Raw genomic sequence first — 20,309 nt, 5'->3', positions numbered from 1 at the left:
CTCTACATCCCGGTATAGACGGGGCCCTCGCCGCCCTGTGGCGGCACCCAGTTGATGTTCTGGTTCGGGTCCTTGATGTCGCAGGTCTTGCAGTGGACGCAGTTCTGCGCGTTGATGACGAAGCGGGCGTCAGCCACATCGCTGCCATCGGTGAGCGCGTTGCCGTCAGCATCCACCCACTCGTAGACACCGGCAGGACAATAGCGCGAGGACGGGCCGGCATAGACGGCGTATTCCGACGTCTTCTGCAGTTCCATGTCCTTCACCTGAAGATGAACCGGTTGATCCTCTTCATGATTGGTGTTGGACAGGAATACGGAGGAAAGACGGTCGAAGGTGAGCACACCGTCGGGTTTCGGATAGTCGATGGGCCTGTGTTTTGCGGCCGGCTCCAGCGAAGCCGCGTCGGTCTTGCCATGTTTCAGGGTGCCGAACAGCGAGAAGCCGAACAGCGAATTCACCCACATGTCGAAGCCGCCAATGCCGACGCCCAGAAGCGTGCCGAAGCGCGACCAGAGCGGCTTGACGTTGCGCACCTTCTTCAGGTCCTTGCCGATGTCCGAGGCGCGCCAGGCAGCCTCGTAGCCTTCCAGCGTGTCGTTGACACGTCCCGCTCCCAGCGCTTCCGCGACATGCTCGGCGGCGAGCATTCCCGAGAGCACCGCATTGTGGGAGCCCTTGATGCGCGGGACGTTGACGAAGCCTGCCGAGCACCCGATGAGCGCACCGCCAGGAAAGGCGAGTTTTGGCACAGACTGGTAGCCGCCTTCAGTGATGGCGCGGGCGCCATAGGAGATGCGCTTGCCACCTTCAAACGTCTTGCTGATCGCAGGATGCGTCTTGAAACGCTGGAATTCCTGAAAAGGTGAGAGGAACGGGTTTTTGTAGTTCAAGTGAACCACGAAACCGACCGCCACCTGATTATTTTCCAGATGATAGAGGAAGGAGCCACCGCCGGTTTTCATGTCGAGCGGCCAGCCGAAGGAATGCTGGACGAGACCGGGCCTGTGGTTCTCCGGCTTGACCTCCCAGAGTTCTTTCAGGCCGATGCCGAATTTCTGGGGTTCGCGATCCTCAGCAAGGCCGAATTTCTCTATCAGCTGCTTGGCGAGCGAACCGCGCACGCCCTCGCCGATCAGGACATATTTGCCCAGAAGCGCCATGCCAGGCTGATAGTTGGGACCGTGCGAGCCATCCCGCTCGACGCCCATATCGCCGGTAGCGACGCCGATAACCGCGCCATCGTCGTTGTAGAGCACTTCGGCGGCGGCAAAGCCCGGATAGATTTCAACGCCCAATCCCTCGGCATAGCCTGCAAGCCAGCGGCAGACATTGCCGAGCGATACGGCGTAGTTGCCGTGGTTGTTCATCAGCGGCGGCATCAGAAAATTGGGAATGCGCATGGAGCCCGCCGGCCCGAGAACCAGAAACTGATCGTCGGTGACGGGTGTCTTGAACGGGTGATCGGGATCATCGCGCCACTCCGGCAAAAGCCGGTCGATGCCGATGGGATCGACGACAGCACCAGACAGGATGTGTGCGCCGACTTCACCGCCCTTTTCGAGAACGACGACGGAAAGCTCCGGGTTCAACTGCTTGAGCCGGATGGACGCGGCCAGCCCCGCCGGCCCTGCGCCGACGATGACCACATCGAATTCCATGCTTTCGCGTTCCACTTCGCTCATTCCACCCTCCGCAGTCTTTTTCTCTCGCGCGCCCCTGCTCTCGTTTCGTGCCGGCGCGATCCGGATACCCATCAGTCCCGCATAACGGTTTCAACGCCGGGCTATAGCGCATCCGCGCGCCTGTCGAAACCAGAGAAGTTGCATCAACCCATTCCTGATTGCTGCAAACCAATATTACTTTAACGTAAACGTAAATAATTGAGAAATCGGGCGCAGGCAATTCCTGTTTGCCTCGCGGCTCGAATCCAAGCAGTTTCAGCCTGTTTCAAGATTGGGGGCAGGACGTGGACATCCGGGAAAACCGTTGCTGAGGGCCTACAGGCAAAGTCCGGTCTTGGTGACCGCTTTCTGTGTTCTCGCCATCCTTGCCATTCAGGCGCTGTTCCTGAAACTCATGGGGCAGACAACATTCTGCGACTGCGGTGCGGTAAAACTCTGGTACCCAGACCCATCTGGCCCCGAGACCTCCCAGCATATCGGCGACTGGTACACCTACTCGCATTTTCTCCACGGTTTGCTCTTCTACGGCCTCCTTTGGCTCGTCGCCCCGCGTATGCCGCTCGGATATCGTCTCGCGCTTGCCGTAGGGCTGGAGGCTGCGTGGGAGATGGCAGAAAACACGCCGATGGTGATCAATCGCTACCGCGAATCCGCACTCGCCCAAGGCTATTACGGGGATAGTGTCATCAATTCGCTCTCCGACACGCTTGCGACTATCGCCGGCTTCTTCGTCGCACGAATATCTCCGCTCTGGCTCAGCATTCTTCTGGTGGTGACGACGGAGATTTTCATGGCGGTCATGATCCGCGACAATCTCACGCTCAATATTCTCCAGCTTGTCTATCCCTCACAGGCAGTCTCCGATTGGCAGACGGGCGGCTGAGGCATGCTTTTTCGTTCTCCGGAACGTGAAATGGCGGTATAATGCGGAAGGAAGGGAGGTACTGCCCTGCCCCGAACCGTGTCCATAGTCTTTCTCCCTCTGCTCGCTGTCCTTCTGGGCGCCGGGCCGGGAGATGACGGTCGTTGGCAGGCTGGCCCCTATTCCTTTTCCGATGAGCTCGGCGGATTTCGCATTCTGGCTGTTTCAGGCACAGGTTCGCGCGGCGACCCCGTGCTTCTCCAACAGGAGCTTTATACGGCGTCTGCCGTCGTGCTCGTCATCCGCACCACCGGGGAGGTTCCGCGATATGCCTATGACGAAAGGGCGGGAGCGGGCTATCTCTTCATGAAGATCGACACACTCAATGCAAGCAACCTGCCTTGGGTCGAGTTTGAATTCGAGCTGCAAGAGTTGCGCGGCGTCTCGAGCGTCTACGGGGACGGCCTCTCCTTCGATCAGAGAAATGTGGGATCCGAGCACATCGGCTCCAATGCGTTCGCAGTGCACGATAGCAAACTCGAACCCTATGACCGGCTTCTGTTCCAGTCAGGCACGGTCAATGCCGGTCATTCCGTGACTTTTCAGCTTCTAATCACCGACCTAACCCCGAAACCAGTGTTTTATCTGGTGCAGGACCCACGCATTCCGGCTTCCTGAGCTTGCAACCAGCGGCAAAGAAAGAGAAACTGCCGCCTTTCACCCTCGCTGACGCTCAGGATACTGGACGCAATGGACTCCGCTGGACTAAGGGAGCTTCTGACTTTCTACGCTGATGCCGGTGTGGACGAGCCCCTTTTGGATGAAGCGCCCGACCGTTTTCAGGAAACGCGTGCGGAGGCGGAAAAAAGGGCCGCGCAACGACAGCAGCCAACGCCGCAGAAACCGGTGGCGACCACGCAGCCCCGCCCCGCGGCTGCGGCCGCAGTCAGAGCAGCGGTCCCTGACGATGCGCAGGCCGCGCGGGCGCGCGAGATCGCCAGAAGCGCTGAAAGCCTGGATGCGCTGCGCGATATGCTTTCGAACTTCGACGGCTGCAATCTCAAGACCACGGCGAAAAATACCGTCTTTGCAGACGGCAATCCACAGGCCAGCGTTATGTTCGTTGGCGAGGCGCCGGGCCGCGACGAGGATATCCAGGGACTTCCCTTCGTTGGTCGCTCCGGAAAGTTGCTGGATCGGATGTTGGCAGCCATCGGTCTTGATCGTACCTCCGTTTATATTTCCAACGTGATCCCGTGGCGACCGCCCGGCAACCGGGACCCCTCCCCGCTCGAAACGGAAATCTGCCGCCCGTTCATCGAGCGGCATATCGAACTTGTAGCACCCAAAGTTCTGGTAACGTTGGGGAATCCCTCAACCAAGCTGCTTTTGAACACGCAGACCGGTATCATGCGGATGCGCGGCAACTGGGCGATGCACAAGACGCCGTCTGGCCTAGACATCCCCACCATGCCCACCCTCCACCCCGCATACCTCCTTCGAAATCCGGCGCACAAAAAGCTCGCCTGGCAGGATTTCCTGCAGATCAAACTGAAGCTGGAAAGCGCTGGTTGAGGCGAAAGAAGAACTGAAGTTAAGCCTGCGTTAACCCTGTTGGCGCACGATTGCGTTTCGTAACAACGTCCCGGAGTCGAGCATGTGTGTTCGTGTCACTTCCGGGGGGCGCCTGTTTTTACTTTTTTCTTTCATCGTCTACGGATCATATCCGGCGTCTGGCGCGGATCTGGTGAGCTCAGATGTTCCTGTTCCGCCGAACGTCGAAAAAGCGCCCTTGCTGCTGGAGTTCAGCCCGCACTTTTCCGGCTTCGTCGAGGTAAATTCGGCACTGGGCAAAGCCCATTTTGATGAAGATCCTGCCAAAACCAGTGGATGGGGCTTGCGCGGCGTGGCGAACCTGCCGATCGGGGAGCGCTTCAATGTCCAGCTCGATGGCCGGTTTGAAAATCTGAAATTCGAGGATCTTGCCGACCAGACCATCGCATTCGGTGCGCACACCTACTATCGCAAGCCTGACCGCTTTGCTCTTGGCCTCTATGGACAGTATGAGCGGATCTCCAGCGAAACCCTGGCATTGGGGCCGAAGGAAATCGCTGTGGGACTGGAAGGTGCCGTCTTTCTCAGCCAGTCAACCGTTCTGGGCCAAATTGGCGTGGAAGCGGCACAATTGGAAGGGGAAGATGCATCCAAGCTCAATGGACTGATTGGTGCGCGATACTATCAGACCGACAATCTGCGTTTCGATCTCGATGCGGGCTTCGAGCGATTGATGAACGAAGATACGGTGCGAAAAACCTACTCTGTTTCCATGGCCGCCAACTACCGGCTTTCCAGTCAACCGATAACCGCGTTTGGTGGATACCGGTTCCGATCAAGCTCGTCGGCCACCGACGATCTGCCTGCCGGGGACACAACCTCTCACGGCATCGTGGCAGGTTTTCGCTATCATTTCGGCTCAACCAGCCTGAAAGATGAAGAGCGCAATGGTCCGCTCTGGACTGCTGCGCCCTATCTCAACTATTGAATGCAAAAAGGCGGGGCCGCACTCGTGTGCGGTCTTGTGCCTTTCAGCTGTGCGTCTCACGCATTGCAGCAAATTGAAGCAATGCGAATAGGGCAACCGCACATGCCTGAGCAATCACGAAGACCATGCCGAGCAGATTTGGAGAGACCCATCCAGTCGCGAGCATTGCGAAGCTCGACACGGCCCAACCGGCGTTGAGCAAGACCACATCGATAAGCAGAAGACGGGGCGTTGCTTCCCGGGAGGCAATCATCCACAGCACGATCACGAAAGGCACCAGCGCCACGCCGGCCCAGAACAGGAGCCCTTCGGGCAAGGCGAGAAGTCGTGACAGCGGTGCTGCCGCAACCAGCAGCAGAATTGCTGCAGCACCACTTGTGACGGCATCGAGCTGAAGTGTTTTTCTGAGTGCGGGTGTGAGCGTGAGCGGCATGGCGGTTTCCCTTCTTCACAGCGTATCTGGATGATCGGATGTCGAACCCGATGCCGGGCAAACTGACCGAAGAAACTCCTCCCGGCGATTACCCGGGAGGTAATGGAAATGGGCGCCGGTCGGCTCTACAGTCACCCCATGAAACCAGACATCACCATGGTCGCCCAAACCAGCGCCGGCGCCCTCATCCGGGAGTGGCGTCAACGCCGGCGCATGAGCCAACTTCATCTGGCACTGGAGGCGGGTATTTCCCAGCGCCATCTCAGTTTCCTTGAAAGTGGCCGCTCCAACCCCTCGCGGGACATGGTTTTGCTTTTGTCGGAAAGCCTTTCCATCCCGCTTCGTCAGCGCAACCGAATCCTCATAGCCTCAGGGTTTGCTCCAGGCTTCTCGGAGCGGGATCTCCATGATCCCGAATTGAAACCCGCCATGTACGCGGTGCAGATTGTTCTTGATGGCCACGCGCCCAACCCGGCCATCGCGATTGACCGGCATTGGACCATGGTCGCAGCGAACCAAGCCATCGCACCGCTGCTTGAGGGTGTGAGCAATAAAGACCTGCTGAAACCGCCTGTGAATGTACTGCGCCTGAGCCTGCACCCCGAAGGTATCGCCCCCAACATTGTGAACCTGTCTGCATGGCGTGCGCACGTGCTGGAAAGGCTGCGCCTTCTCATCGACCAGTCGACCGATCCGCAATTGACAGCGCTGGAAAAGGAACTGGCAGCCTATCCAGTCAGAAAAACCGGGCCAGACCCCAAACCCGGCGCCGCTGACATGATCGCCGTGTCCCTTCGTCTACGCCTCGGAGGAGCGGAGCTTTCCTTCATCACCACGACCACCGTTTTTGGCACCCCACTCGACGTGACACTGTCGGAACTTGCCATTGAAAGTTTTTTTCCAGCCGACGCTGCAACCGCCGCCTTTTTGCGACAGGTTCAGAGCCGGGGCTCATGAGGAAGGCGGCACGAAGCGGCGGGCAGCGACCCGTCTGAGGCCAAGGCGGCGCTCGCGCCAGATGATGAAGAGCCCGGCTCCGATCACAATCATCCCGCCAACCAGTGTGTAAAGGGTCGGCACGTCGCCGAAAGCGAAATACCCGATCACGATGGCGAGGATCATCGACGTATATTCGAAAGGTGCGATGGTGGAGAGTTCCGCATGACGATAGCACTCCGTCATCAGGATCTGCGCCACCCCGCCGCAAATGCCCGCGCCGGCCAAAGCAAGATATTGACCGCGCGATAATTCCGCCCATCCGAAAGGAATGGTGAACAGAGAAAGTACGGTGGCCGTCACCGAGAACCACAGAACAATGGTGGCCGTTTTCTCGGTCTGGACCAGTCGACGGACCAAAAGCATGGCGACGGCAGAGCCGGTCGCGCCACACAGGGCGGCGATAACACCCACGGCCTCAGCGGCCTCCAGACCGGCATCTCCTGTCAGAAGGGTCAGTTTCGGCCAGGCGATGATGATGACCCCCAGAAAGCCGACCGCAACGGCGCTCCAACGGTAGATGCGCACCACCTCCCCCATGAAAATGGCCGAGAAGACCACAACGATGAGCGGTTGAGCGTAATTGAGCGTGATCGCGTCGGGCAGAGGCAGGCGCGTAAGCGCAAAAAAGCCAAGCCCCATGGAGGTAACCCCCACAAGGCCGCGCAAGATGTGGCTGACAGGATGCGTGGTACGGAAAGCCGTTGCCAACTCATGTCGCCAGGCCAGCATGGCGATGATCGGGAATATCGCAAAGAACGAGCGGAAGAAGACGATCTGCCCTGAAGGCACCATCCCCGCCGATTTGATCAGCGAGGACATCATAACGAAAACCGAGACCGAAATAACCTTCAGCGCGATGCCGATCAGTGGTTTGCCTTCGGCACCGACTTCGGTCTCAGCGGGCATGATCTGATTTCCTATAAGGCCGGTAAAGAAGCGGGAGGGTGGAGCAAAACCATCGCCAAAAAAGCCGTCATGCCGCCTCTCTGGCCTGTCGGATCGTCTCCCACACCCGCGAAGGCGTGGTGGGCATGTCAATATGGGTGATGCCGTAGGCGCGGTAGAGCGCATCCGTCACAGCGTTGAGAACAGCCGGCGTGGCACCGATCGTGCCGGCTTCACCAGCCCCCTTGATGCCCATCGCGTTGGTGGTCGAGGGCACGTTGCGGGTTTCAAAATGGATGAACGGCAGATCATCCGCACGCGGCATCGCATAGTCCATGAAACTTGCGGTGACGAGTTGGCCATCTTCCGAGTAAATCGTGTCCTCCGTCAGGGCCTGTCCAAGGCCCTGGGCAACACCCCCATGAACCTGACCAGCCAGAAGGATCGGGTTCACCGTCGCGCCGAAATCATCGACAATCCAATAGGCCAACACCTCGGTGCGTCCGGTTTCCGGGTCAATTTCGACTTCGCAGATATGCGTGCCATTCGGATAGGTCGCCTCTTCCTGCACGAATTCACCGAAGCCTTCCAGATCTTCGGGTGCCTTGGCGGCCTTGGCGATGGCTGCAAAGTCGACCGCGCGATCCGTGCCGACAATGCGGGCGGCTCCATCGGACAGTTCAATGTCATCGACCGACGCTTCGAGTTCATCGGCTGCAAGCTTGCGGATTTTCTCGGCAAGGTCTTCGCCGGCCCGCGCGGCCGAGACACCGCCCAGCGGAATTGAGCGCGAGCCGCCCGTGCCGCCACCGGAGGCCAATTCATCCGTGTCACCCTGGCGCACGGTGATCCTGTCGATGTCGATATTGAGCTTGTCGGCCACGAATTGCGCATAGGCGGTGGCGTGTCCCTGGCCGTTGGACTGGGTGCCGATCAGAAGCGTGACGGTGCCATCCTCGTTCAGCCGCACATGGGCAGGCTCCGAACCGGCAAAGGCGCAGGCTTCAATATAGGTGGCCATGCCGATGCCGCGCAGTTTGCCGTTGCGCCGCGATTCCTCAATCCGCTCATCGAACGTGGCCCAGCCGGCGTTCTCCATGCACTTGTTCATGTGCCCCTCGAACTCGCCGACGTCGTAAAGACGGCCAGTCTGGGTGCGATAGGGGAACTGCTCGGGCCTGATGAAGTTGCGGCGACGGATCTCATCGCGCCCGATGCCAAGATCGCGCGCACAGGCATCCACCAGCTTTTCAAGCAGGAATGCCGCCTCCGGGCGGCCCGCCCCACGATAGGCATCCACCGGGCAGGTGTTGGTGTAGACGCCGTTGATCGTCACATCTAGCGCCTGAATGTCATAGACGCCGGTCGACATGGAGACGCCGACAAACGGGATGAAGGGACCATATTGCGAGATATAGGCGCCCATATTGGCCGTGAGATCGACCCGCAGGCCAAGGAAACGCCCTTCCCTGTCCATTGCCATTTCGGCAGTCACGACGTTGTCTCGCCCCTGCGCGTCGGTCATGAAATGCTCATTGCGGTCACCGGTCCACTTGACCGGGCGGCCAAGGCGTTTCGCCGCCTCCATGACCATCGCGTATTCACGGTAGACAAAGGTTTTCGGACCAAAACCGCCACCAACGTCCGGCGTGATCACGCGCAGATTTTCCGGCTCGATGCCGAAGGTTTTGCACAGAATGCCGCGCATGGAATGAACGCCCTGCGAGCCGGTGGTCAGCACAAAGCGGTTCTCGTCGTCGCGCCATTCGGCCAAGGCCGCGCGCGGTTCCATGTAGTTACAGACGAGGCGGTTGTTCACAAACTGGATGCGGGTCACATGGTCGGCCTTGGCGAACGCCGCATCGGACTTATCCTTGTCGCCCACATGGTAGAGGAAGGCACGATTCGACCCGAGCTCCGGCCAGACAAGCGGGGCATCCTCGGTCAACGCAGCTGCCGTCGATGCTATGGCCTCCTCGTCATCGAAATCGATCTCGATCAGCTCTGCAGCGTCTTGTGCCTGTGCGCGGCTGTCGGCGACCACGAGCGCCACCGCGTCCCCCACATATTGCACACGATCACGGCACAGGATCGGAATGTCACGGGTGGGGGCGCGAGTTCCGTCGGGCTGTTTCTGCATGGCGCCGGAGCGCAAATCCTTCAAATGCGCCACATCCGCGCCCGTCAGGACCAGATGCACGCCTGGCGCGGCCTGTGCTTCCTCGACCGAGGCGATCGTAAACTGCGCCTTGGCGACAGGCGAACGCACCACGTAGAGATGCAGTGTGCCTTCAGGCAGGAAATCGTCCGTATAACGCCCCTTGCCCGTGATGAACGCCGCATCTTCCTTGCGGCGCACGGAGGCACCCATCCCGAATTTCGGCGTCATCACAGTCATGCGGAATCCCTTCTGGCCAATCGTGGTTTGACCGATGTTCGGTGAGCTGGCTGGAAACAGTCGAGCGACATATGCTGTCTTAGTTTTGTCGAGCCTGATGATTGTGTAAAGAGCAGCTATCCGATTTTGTTGGACCAGACAGCCCACAGATTGCCGGCCCGCTCCCCAGGCCGTAGAAAGAGTAGCGATGCGTACAGAAAGCGGCCAGGTTTTTCGTCTCGAGGACTATCAACCAAGCAATTATCTCATTCCGGAGATAGCGCTGGATTTTCGGCTGGACCCTCAGGAGACGCTGGTGACAGCCACATTGAGGGTGGAACGGATCGCACGCGCCCCGGCCGATTCTCCATTGATTCTTGATGGCGATGGGCTGATCCTGGAAGCTCTGCAGATCAACGGGGTGGATGCATCAGCTGACAGCTATGACGTCTCCCCGGACCGACTGGCAATCACCCGCTTGCCGGCTTCTCGGCAATTCGAACTAACCATTGTGACGCGAATTGCGCCATCCACGAACACCACGTTGATGGGACTCTATGTTTCGAACGGCGTTTTTTGTACCCAGTGTGAGGCTGAAGGCTTTCGCCGCATCACCTATTTTCTCGACCGCCCCGATATCCTCTCGGTCTATACGGTGCGTATGGAGGCGTATCGCGAGAAAGCGCCGCTTCTTCTCTCAAACGGCAACCCGGTGGAGAACGGAGAACTCGCTGACGGGCGCCACTTCGCCGTCTGGCATGACCCTTTCCCCAAACCCTCCTATCTGTTCGCGCTCGTCGCCGGCGATCTCGGCGTGGTGAAGGATCGCTTCATCACTGCCTCGGGACGTGAAGTCGAACTTGGCATCTACGTCGAACATGGAAAGGAAGAGCGCGCCACCTATGCGATGGACGCATTGAAGCGGTGCATGCGCTGGGACGAGGAACGGTTCGGGCGAGAATACGATCTCGACGTGTTTAACATCGTGGCCGTTTCGGATTTCAACATGGGCGCGATGGAGAACAAGGGGCTCAACGTCTTCAACGACAAATATGTGCTTGCAGATGCTGACACCGCCACTGATGCTGATTTCGCAAATATCGAGGCGATCATCGCGCATGAGTACTTCCACAATTGGACAGGCAACAGAATCACTTGCCGGGATTGGTTCCAGCTCTGCCTGAAGGAAGGGCTGACCGTTTTCCGCGATCATGAATTCTCCGCAGATCAGCGATCGCGGGCCGTCAAGCGTATCGCCGAAGTGCGCGGCCTGCGGGCGCACCAATTTCCCGAAGACCAGGGTCCTCTCGCGCATCCCGTGCGACCACGCCGCTACCGGGAGATCAACAATTTCTACACGGCGACCGTCTACGAAAAAGGCTCCGAGGTCATTCGCATGCTGCGTACGATCCTGGGTGAGGACGCCTTCCGGGCCGGGATGGACCTTTATTTTGAAAGACACGACGGGCAAGCCGTAACCATCGAGGATTTTGTAAAATCCTTCGAGGATGCGTCGGGACGGGACCTCAGCCAGTTTGCGCTCTGGTACCATCAGGCCGGCACACCCAATGTGGCGCTTTCATCGCGATATGATGCCAAGAAGAAGGCGCTGACGGTGGAGATCGAGCAGTCCATACCGCCGACGCCCTCCGAAAGCCGCAAACGCCTGATGCATATTCCTCTCGCTTTCGGCCTTGTTGGCCCGGACGGCAGCGATCTCGACTATGAGAGCGCAGAGGGAGCAAACGTCGAAAACGGTGTGATCCACCTGCGAAAACGCCGGCACCAGATCACCTTCAAGGGCGTGAAGACGCGCCCGGTCCTGTCTATCAACCGGGGCTTCTCCGCTCCAGTCACCCTTGCCGTCGAGAGCAGTGCTGACGAACAACGCTTCCTCGCGCGCCATGACAGTGACCCGTTTTCGCGCTGGCAGGCGCTGAACACGCTGCTGACCAGCGCCTTGATTGCTGCCAGCAAAGCAGTGCGTGGGGGAAAAACACCGGTGTTCGATGACGAGATCGTCTCGGTCACGGTAGACCTCGCCGCTGACGAAACGTTGGAAGAGGCCTTTCGAGCGTTGACCCTGAGCGTGCCTGGCGAAGCTGATGTAGCACGTGAAATCGGGCGGGATATCGACCCTGATGCGATCCAGGGTGCGCGCAAGGCTCTTCTCTTCACCATCGCGCAGGCGGGTAGGGAAACCTTTCGCACGCTCTACGACGGGCTGCTCGACAACGTGCCCTTTTCGCCGGATGCGCGCAGTGCGGGGCGCCGCGCGCTACGCAACGCATTGATAGAATTTCTGACGTTGGATGATGCCAACCCCGCGGCCGCATACAGGCAATTTGAAGGCGCCGACAACATGACGGAGCGTGCCGGCGCGCTCACGGTTCTTGCTCAACATTTCCATGATACCAACGAGGGCAGAGCTGCGCTGGGGGCCTTTGAGAAGCGCTACAGCGACAATCCGCTCGTGCTCGACAAATGGTTCCAGATCCAGGCAATGATCCCCTCGGCAGGAACAGTTTCCTTGATCCGTAACCTGATGAAACATCCGCATTTTTCGCTCGCCAATCCAAACAGGGTACGCGCCCTGGTGGGTACGTTCTCGATGGCGAACCAGGCGGCCTTCCACAGTGCCGATGGCGAAGGGTATCGACTCGTCGCAGAGACGGTCACCGCGCTCGATGGCCACAATCCGCAGGTAGCGGCCCGCCTGGCCACCGCGTTCCGTTCCTGGCGCTCGCTGGAAAAGGGCCGGCGTGAGCACGCACGCCGGCTCCTCTGCGAGATCACCAACCGCAAAGACCTGTCTCGAGATCTGGCGGATATTCTGGAACGGACCCTCGCCTAAAACGGCTCATTAATATCTTTTTTACCAAGACCTCTGGACAAGGCGAATCACCTTTGATTCCTTATGGATGATTCGGCAGCAGGCGGAGCCGAATCACCGAACTTAACGAGGAACGAGGGAGCCCGTCGGATGGCGAAGGCAGGGGGTTGGGCTTTGCCCCTGATAGCGGGCATCGCAGCCGGGCCGCGAACCCGACGCGCTAGGCGCATGGGACTGGCAGGCAACGCCAAAATTATTGCAGCTCCGGCCTATGAGCGTCTTTTGGCGATAGAGCCCTATCTGCGCCGCTCCATTCCCGTTCTGATCATCATCTTCCTTCTGGTTCTTGCGGCAGCGCGGCTTCTCTCGCTCTTCACCTGGCGCGACGACATAGAACGCGACGCCAGAACCATGCTGGCGCTGGCCGCGGACTCCCTTGCCGCAAGCGTTGCGATCGACACCAGTGAAATGGCGCCCGGCCAAAGGGCGCGCATGCTTATCGAAGAGGCAATGCGCCGCGCTGGGTCGGAAGATGAACGTGTGCTTGCCATCACCGACGAACATTTTGAAGTTCTGGCGAGTTCACCCAACGGCCAAAGGCTCGTCGGCCGTTCGCTGGAAGACGTTTTGACGGGCGGCCAACCGCTCTTCCTGTTCGGTGCGCGTGCCGGCGTGATGAATGTGGAGATCGGGGGAGAACCGTGGCTTGCCTCGCTCGTCCATGTCGCAGGCCAGGACGGCGCGGCGGTGGCCCTCACCTCACGCGACAGTCTCTTCGCCGACTGGCGTCGTTCCGTCTCGATGAATGTCTCGCTGTTTGCCCTGACGGCGGGCATTCTGATGGTCATCCTCTATGCATATTTCAGCCAGGCCGCGCGCGCGCAGGCAGCTGACCGCATCTATATGGAGGCCCATCAACGCATCGACATGGCCATGGTGCGCGGCAAATGCGGCCTGTGGGACTGGGATATGGTGCGCGGAAAGATGTTCTGGTCACGCTCCATGTTCGAAATGCTGGGCTACGAAACCACCGAGGAGATGCTCTCGTTCGGCGAGGTGGCGGCGATCATCCATCCTGACGATGGCGATCTCTTCGAACTGGCCAACCGCATCATGGCACGCGAGATTGATCACGTGGACCGCGTTTTCCGGATGAAGCGCGCCGATGGGCAATGGGTATGGGTTCGCGCGCGGGCGCAGGTCGTGGACCCCAACGCGCCGGAGCTGCACCTGATCGGCATCGCCGTGGATGTGACCGAGCAACGCACGCTTGTGCAGCAGACGGAAGCTGCCGATCAGCGGCTACGTACCGCGATCGAGAGCATCGGGGAATCCTTCGTTTTGTGGGACTATGCCGAGCGGCTCGTCATGTGCAACACGAAGTACAAGCAGGATCTGGGGGTCGATGAGAGTCTCATCGTCACCGGCGCGCGGCGGCGCGATATCGAAGCATTGGCACCTGCTTTCCGCTCCGAGCGCCGGCTCGCCGTACCTTCCGGCAATGGCAATGGCGCGACCTATGAGCGCCAGCTGGCGGACGGACGCTGGCTGCAGGTGACGGAACTGAAAACCCGCGATGGCGGCACGGTTTCGGTCGGAACCGACATCACCCAGCTCAAGCAGCACCAGGGCAAGCTTGTCGACAGCGAGCGCCGGTTGATGGCGACCATTCACGATCTCAGCCTGGCGCGCCGCGCCGAGCAGGAGCGCACACGCGAACTCAGTGAGCTGAACCGCAAATACATGCGCGAGACCGAGCGTGCGGAAGCAGCGAACAGGGCAAAATCTGAGTTCCTGGCCAACATGTCCCACGAGCTGCGTACGCCGCTCAATGCGATTATCGGTTTCTCGGAAGTGATGGAGTCGGGGATGTTCGGGCCACTGGGCTCCGAGCGCTACGAAGAATATGTGCGCGATATTTGCGCAAGCGGGTCCTACCTGCTCGGCGTCATCAACGATATCCTCGACATGTCGAAGATCGAAGCCGGCCAGTTCTCGGTCGATTGCGAGGAGATCGATCTATGCCCGCTGATCCGCGAGACAGTGCGGGTGGTGGAGCTCCAGGCGGCAGAAAAATCCATCGCGATGAAGATGGACATTCCCGAAAGGATGCAGGTCTTCGCCGATCGACGTGCAATCAAGCAGATCGTGATCAATCTGCTGTCCAACGCCGTGAAGTTTACGGGCGAAGGCGGACACATATCTCTGCGTGCACGCAAGGTCGGACCGGCGGTCACGCTCACTATCGAGGATTCGGGTTGTGGTATTCCGCGGGATGCATTGAAAAAATTGGGTCGCCCCTTCGAACAGGTTCAAAACCAGTTCTCCAAAAACCACACGGGCTCGGGACTGGGCCTTGCCATTTCCCGCTCGCTGGCGGAGTTGCATGGCGGCGTGCTCAAGATCCGCTCGACAGAAGGCGTCGGCACCATCGTATCGGTGCGCCTGCCCGCCGGGGAACGCAAGAAACCGGCCGTGGCCGCCTGAATTAACCGACCGGGCCGACCAGCTCTCCAAACAGTCGACGCACCCTGCCCGCCGTCTCTTCGACATGCGCCTCGAGAATGCCCAGTTCCGGAAGATCGGTTTGTCGCAACAGCAAATCGGCAAAGCCGGGCGGCGCCTCGTCAGGATCAAAGCCGCCTTCTAGACAAAGCCGCGTGGTCTGCGTGAGGGTCATATAAAGCTGATGCGCGTCGACGAGTTCCTGTCGCGCTTGAGACGCACAAAACCCTTCTGACAGGGAGGACAGAATCTCACCGGTGGCGGTCGCCTCACTCCCCGCCCGGGTGTTTCTGCTCAGCACCGCCACCTGGGCGATGAATTCGAGGTCGATGAGACCGCCCGGCACAAGCTTCAGATCCCAGACGTCGCGGGCAGGCTTCTCCTCCTCCAGGAGCCTGCGCATCTCGGCTGCTTCTTTGCGGATCTTCTGTGTGTCGCGCGGCAGGGCCAGGATGTCGTGCACTTCCTTCTCAACGCGCCCGATCAGCGCCCGGTCGCCGGCGAAACCGCGTGCACGCGTGAGCGCCATATGCTCCCAGGTCCAGGCATCGTTGCGCTGATAGCGTGCAAACGCGTCTATGTGGGTGGCGACCGGCCCCTTGTTGCCCGATGGGCGAAGCCGCAGATCGAGCTCGTAGAGCACCCCTTCGGCAGTGGGAGCAGACACCGCGGCAATCAGTCTCTGGGTTAGCCGGGCGTAATACTCCGAGGGCGCAAGCGGTTTTTGACCATCCGAATAATCGGCGTCCTCATCGTGATCATAAAGCAGGATCAGATCTATATCGGACCCTGCCGTCAGTTCCCGGCTGCCAAGCTTGCCCATGCCAAGGACAGCAACACGCCCGCCGGCTATACGGCCATGGCGCTCTGCGAAATTTTCCACCACCGCGTCAAGCGCGGCCTCAACCGTGAGGTCCGCAAGATCCGAAAACGCCTTGCCGGCCCGCGCAGCGTCGATGGCTCCGGTGAGAAGCCGGATACCGATCAGAAACTTCTGCTCGGCTGCAAAAATGCGCAATCGATCCAGGATCTCTTCGTAAATCCGGGCGCCGGCCAGAAATGTTTGAAGACGCTCGGAAAGATACGCCCGATCGGGAAGCTCGGACAAAAGTGCCGGATCCAGAAGCCCGTCAAACACATGCGGACGCTTCGTGATGATGGCGGCCAGGCGCGGCGCAGCCCCCATGATGCTGACCAACATGTTGAGCAAGGCCGGATTGGATTGAAGCAGCGAGAAAAGTTGGATACCGGCCGGCAGCCCCGCCAGAAACGTATCGAAGCGCAAGAGTGCCTCATCGGCGCGCCGCGTGCTTCCGAAGGCTTCGAGAAGCGCCGGTGTCAGTTCCGTCAAACGCTCACGCGCCTCTGCCGATTGCGTTGCGCGATAGCGGCCATAATGCCAGCCGCGGATTACACGGCACATGTCACTTGGCCGTTCAAAACCAAGTTCGCTCAGCGTTTCCAAAGTGCCCGGGTCGTCCACGTCACCGGTGAAGACCAGATTGCCGACCCCGCGTGAAAGCTGAGGCGCCGTCTCGAACAGGTCCGCATAGTGCTGCTCCACGAGGCGAAGGCTTTCGCGAAAAGCTGCCGAAAAAGCCTCCGCATCCTCGAAAGCGAGCAGATGCGCTATGCGCTCCAGTTCTTCATCTTCTTCGGGAAGGGTATGCGTCTGCTCATCCGCCACCATTTGCAATGCGTGCTCGACATCACGCAGGAACCAGTATTGTCGCGTCAGTGCCTCTCGCGCCTCTTCGTCTATCCACCCGCAGCGGGCGAGTTCTTCCAGCATGGAGACCGTCCGCCGACCGCGGAGCTCCGGGAAGCGACCGCCGGCGATCAGCTGCTGGGTCTGGACGAAAAATTCGATTTCACGGATACCGCCGCGCCCGAGCTTGACGTTGTGACCACGGACGGCAACCTCACCATGTCCCTTATGCGCGTGGATCTGGCGTTTGATCGAATGGACGTCAGCAATGGCCGCATAGTCCAGGTATTTGCGCCACACATAGGGCTGCAATTCCTTCAGAAAGTTCGCGCCCCCCAACAGATCGCCAGCGATGGGCCGAGCCTTGATCATCGCCGCCCGTTCCCAATTCTGGCCCCGGCTTTCATAATAGTGGAGCGCCGCCTCGACAGGTATCGCCAGCGGCGTGGAGCCCGGATCGGGGCGCAACCGCAGATCGGTGCGGAAGACGTAGCCATGCTCTGTTCGGTCCTGAAGGATCCGCACCAGTCTGCGTGTCAGGCGAACAAAAAGGTCGATGGCCTCATAAGCCTCGATGATGGCCGGCGCGTGCGGATCGACCAGAACGATGAGGTCGATGTCAGACGAGAAGTTCAGTTCATTGGCACCGAGCTTGCCCATGCCAAGCAAGATCCAACCGCTGCCCTCAGCCGGTTTTGTACGGTTCTGGAGTTTCAGTTTCCCTGCCCGATCGGCATCAAGAAGCAAGAAATTGACGGCGGCACGGATGCATTTGTCCGCAAGAACGCTCAACCGCTCGGTCGTTCTGGCTGTGTCCGAGACATTGGCAAGTCTGCAGAGAGCGATAAGAAAATGCGCCTCCGCCTTCAAATCACGCAGCGCCTTCATCTGGCCGCTTTCGCTCTGCTCCTCGACAAGGGCACTCGCATCGATGCGCTCGAACAGTATGTTGAGCCGTTCGTCGGCTGGCGTGTCGAACAGGGCTTCAAGAGCATTCGGGTTGCGGCGCGCGCAGTCGCGCAGGAATGGCGAAAGCTCGAACACCGCCGAGAGGAAATCCGTCAAACCGGTATTGCGTCCGAAAAGATCGCACAGGCGCGCGCATTGAGCCTCCTCGGCCGCTTCGCGGACCATCTGGAGCGCCTCAGCGGCCTCATCCTGATCCACCGGCTTGAGAACGAGTACCGGCGCTCCAAACCAAAGACTTCCATCAGCAACCGCATCACGCTCCATCAAGCCCCCCTCTTCGGTCAAGCATTCTCGCTCGCCCGGCCACGTCAGTCGGAGGCTTCACGCTTCCTGAAGACCGTTTCGACTTTCCGTTTCGAATGTTCGACGGGAAAGACCATTGTCACGACGAGACCGGGCTCGTTGTCGGCCAGTTCGAGACGCCCACCATGGAATGTCATGACAGCCTTGGCAAGGCTGAGACCGAGGCCAGAACCCGGCTGTGTGCGGCTTTCTTCCAGGCGCACGAAGCGTTCGGTGACGCGGCGGCGGTCTGCGTCGGGAACACCCGGACCGTTGTCGCGCACTGTCAGTCGTATCTCGGAAGGCCCGCTTTGAAGTGAAACCTGCACGGCAGGCTTCTCGCCGGATCCCGCCGAATACTTGATCGCATTGTCGACGATGTTCGACAGGGCCTGTCCGATAAGCTCACGATTGCCCTGCAGGGTCACGGCTGCGTGGGCCTCAGCTTCCAGCGCAACTCCCTGCTCTTCTGCAAGCGCTTCGTAAAGTTCGACAACATCTGCAAGGATGGCACGCAGATCGATGGTCGAGGTGGCTTCGGCAGAATATCCTGCCTCCAGCCGTGAGATCATCAAAATGGCGTTGAAGGTGCGAATAAGCTGGTCGGATTCGGCAATGGTGCGTTCCAGCGCGGCACGATAGTCCGCCGTTTTCGGCTTGCCTGCAAGCGCAGCTTCCGCCCTGTTGCGCAGGCGCGTCAGCGGCGTCTTGAGATCATGGGCGATGTTGTCGGAGACTTCGCGCAACCCTTCGTTCAAGGCAGCGATGCGATCCAGCATCTTGTTCAGATTGTCCGAAAGACGATCAAACTCGTCACCCGCCCCCGAAACAGGCAGCCGCCGGCTCAGATCACCACCCATAATGCTACGGCTCGCCTCTGATACGCGGTCAATACGCTTCAGCGCGCGCCGTCCGACGAAATACCAGATCAACAGTGCGCCCGCGCACATGATGGCAAGCGTCACCACAAGAGCGCGCTGCATCACGCTGCGGAATTTTTCAGGTTCGCCCAGATCGCGCCCGACCATGACAATGATCTGGTTGGGCAAGCGGAAAACGACCGCCATCGCCCTGTGCTCGCCGCTGTTCCCGCGTGGTTCTAGACGGGCCTCCCCCTCGCCAAAGCGGCTGTAGGTGAACGGTCTCTCCGTCCACCCCATCACGTCGAGAACGCCAGGTTGCAGGCTTTCCACATTGCCGGAGAGGATCCGCCCATTTGCGTCGGCCAGGAGATAGAGATTCGCGCCGGGCTGGCGCGCGCGGGATTCGATGACGCGAACGAGGAACGGCAACCCGCCGCGACGATAGGCACGATCGAGGCCGCGCACCTCCTCATTGATCGCTTCACGTGTCTGGCTCACCAGCATGCGGGCTGAGAGCGAGGTCATGTAGATGACCAGAAATGTGGCGCAGACGGCGAAAAGGATCAGATAGAGCGCGGAAAGGCGCGCTGCGGTCGTGTTGAGAATTGATAGAAGCCGCGCCATCAGTCCTTCAGCATGTAGCCGGCGCCTCGCACCGTGTGGAGCAATGGCTTGTCGAACCCTTTCTCGATCTTGCCGCGCAGCCGCGAGATATGAACATCGATGACATTGGTCTGCGGGTCGAAATGATAATCCCAGACATTCTCAAGCAGCATCGTCCGGGTCACCACCTGTCCGGCATGGCGCATCATGTATTCGAGGAGGCGGAATTCACGCGGCTGGAGAATAATCTCCTGGCCGGCACGACGGACCGTATGTGACAGCCGATCAAGCTCGAGATCACCGACGTTATAAACGGTTTCAACATCCTTGGTGCCCGCCCGCCGGCGCAACACCTCGATGCGGGCCAGCAACTCAGAAAACGCGTAGGGCTTGGTCAGATAGTCATCGCCCCCGGCGCGCAGACCGGTCACCCGGTCATCAACCTCCCCGAGGGCCGACAGGATGAGCGCAGGCGTATCGTTGCCGCCCTCTCGCAATTCAGCGATGATGGAAAGACCGTCACGACGCGGCAGCATGCGATCAACGACAAAGACGTCATAGCTGCCGCTCTCGGCCATGGAAAAACCGCTATCGCCATCGCGGGCGATGTCTGCGGTGTGACCTGCTTCGGCAAAAGCGTTCTTGAGATAGTCCGCCGCTTCCCGATCGTCCTCTATGACAAGAATCTTCATATGGTCGTTATAACCCGCTCACCGATAAAACGTCTTCCAGAAAGACCGGGACAAAGCCCGGCTCCCCCGAA

At 59.6% G+C, this 20,309-nt stretch carries 14 protein-coding genes; 7 read left to right on the top strand and 7 right to left on the bottom strand.

Going from position 1 to position 20,309, the window contains the following annotated elements:
• Window positions 1-2: 2 nt before the first annotated feature.
• Window positions 3-1,685, bottom strand: coding sequence for an electron transfer flavoprotein-ubiquinone oxidoreductase (locus AC2CHD_RS13500; RefSeq protein ID WP_484554092.1), 1,683 nt, complete (start codon window positions 1,683-1,685; stop codon window positions 3-5).
• Between the two features lie 337 nt (window positions 1,686-2,022).
• Here AC2CHD_RS13500 and AC2CHD_RS13495 point away from each other — a divergent pair, with 337 nt between their 5' ends.
• From AC2CHD_RS13495 to AC2CHD_RS13480, 4 genes are all read left to right on the top strand, one after another.
• Window positions 2,023-2,568, top strand: coding sequence for a DUF2585 family protein (locus AC2CHD_RS13495; RefSeq protein ID WP_484554091.1), 546 nt, complete (start codon window positions 2,023-2,025; stop codon window positions 2,566-2,568).
• 78 nt (window positions 2,569-2,646) lie between these two features.
• Complete coding sequence (locus tag AC2CHD_RS13490) at window positions 2,647-3,225, top strand: hypothetical protein (protein WP_484554090.1); 579 nt, start codon at window positions 2,647-2,649, stop codon at window positions 3,223-3,225.
• Between the two features lie 72 nt (window positions 3,226-3,297).
• Entirely contained in the window at window positions 3,298-4,122 is an 825-nt protein-coding gene (locus AC2CHD_RS13485) for a uracil-DNA glycosylase (protein ID WP_484554089.1), read from the top strand.
• A 217-nt stretch (window positions 4,123-4,339) separates the two neighbouring features.
• Entirely contained in the window at window positions 4,340-5,089 is a 750-nt protein-coding gene (locus AC2CHD_RS13480; protein ID WP_484554088.1) for a hypothetical protein, read from the top strand.
• Between the two features lie 43 nt (window positions 5,090-5,132).
• Here the strand turns inward: AC2CHD_RS13480 and AC2CHD_RS13475 are convergent, their stop codons facing one another.
• Window positions 5,133-5,522 (bottom strand): hypothetical protein, encoded by a 390-nt coding sequence (locus AC2CHD_RS13475; protein ID WP_484554087.1) that lies wholly within the window; start codon window positions 5,520-5,522, stop codon window positions 5,133-5,135.
• Between the two features lie 138 nt (window positions 5,523-5,660).
• On the opposite strand from AC2CHD_RS13475, the gene AC2CHD_RS13470 reads away from it, so the two are divergent.
• Window positions 5,661-6,479, top strand: a complete 819-nt coding sequence (locus tag AC2CHD_RS13470) for a helix-turn-helix domain-containing protein (protein WP_484554086.1) — start codon at window positions 5,661-5,663, stop codon at window positions 6,477-6,479.
• Here the strand turns inward: AC2CHD_RS13470 and AC2CHD_RS13465 are convergent.
• Window positions 6,474-7,427 (bottom strand): DMT family transporter, encoded by a 954-nt coding sequence (locus AC2CHD_RS13465; protein WP_229447448.1) that lies wholly within the window; start codon window positions 7,425-7,427, stop codon window positions 6,474-6,476. The two genes, AC2CHD_RS13470 and AC2CHD_RS13465, sit on opposite strands and share 6 nt — an antisense overlap.
• Before the next feature lie 67 nt (window positions 7,428-7,494).
• Window positions 7,495-9,804 carry a xanthine dehydrogenase family protein molybdopterin-binding subunit gene (locus AC2CHD_RS13460; RefSeq protein ID WP_484554085.1) on the bottom strand — a complete coding sequence of 770 codons (2,310 nt, stop codon included), beginning with the start codon at window positions 9,802-9,804 and terminating at the stop codon, window positions 7,495-7,497.
• Window positions 9,805-9,991: 187 nt separating this feature from the next.
• On the opposite strand from AC2CHD_RS13460, the gene pepN reads away from it, so the two are divergent.
• Both pepN and AC2CHD_RS13450 read left to right on the top strand, forming a co-directional pair.
• Window positions 9,992-12,637: an aminopeptidase N gene (gene pepN, locus AC2CHD_RS13455; RefSeq protein ID WP_484554084.1), complete on the top strand. Its 2,646-nt coding sequence runs from the start codon at window positions 9,992-9,994 to the stop codon at window positions 12,635-12,637.
• 129 nt (window positions 12,638-12,766) lie between these two features.
• Complete coding sequence (locus AC2CHD_RS13450) at window positions 12,767-15,103, top strand: PAS domain-containing sensor histidine kinase (RefSeq protein ID WP_484554083.1); 2,337 nt, start codon at window positions 12,767-12,769, stop codon at window positions 15,101-15,103.
• 1 nt (window position 15,104) lies between these two features.
• On the opposite strand, the gene AC2CHD_RS13445 is transcribed toward AC2CHD_RS13450, so the two are convergent.
• The 3 genes from AC2CHD_RS13445 to AC2CHD_RS13435 are packed head-to-tail and all read right to left on the bottom strand — an operon-like array spanning window position 15,105 to window position 20,238.
• Window positions 15,105-18,062 carry a bifunctional [glutamine synthetase] adenylyltransferase/[glutamine synthetase]-adenylyl-L-tyrosine phosphorylase gene (locus AC2CHD_RS13445; protein ID WP_484554082.1) on the bottom strand — a complete coding sequence of 986 codons (2,958 nt, stop codon included), beginning with the start codon at window positions 18,060-18,062 and terminating at the stop codon, window positions 15,105-15,107.
• Window positions 18,063-18,106: 44 nt separating this feature from the next.
• Window positions 18,107-19,567: a sensor histidine kinase gene (locus AC2CHD_RS13440; RefSeq protein ID WP_484554081.1), complete on the bottom strand. Its 1,461-nt coding sequence runs from the start codon at window positions 19,565-19,567 to the stop codon at window positions 18,107-18,109.
• Window positions 19,567-20,238, bottom strand: coding sequence for a response regulator transcription factor (locus AC2CHD_RS13435; protein ID WP_229447453.1), 672 nt, complete (start codon window positions 20,236-20,238; stop codon window positions 19,567-19,569). The genes AC2CHD_RS13440 and AC2CHD_RS13435 overlap by 1 nt, the downstream gene beginning before the upstream one ends.
• Window positions 20,239-20,309 lie beyond the last annotated feature (71 nt).

The sequence above is a fragment of the Nitratireductor sp. ATLC21 genome, from assembly GCF_057196525.1.
The sequence above is the reverse complement of the archived record's forward strand: the minus strand, read 5'-3'. Positions and strand labels throughout refer to the sequence as shown.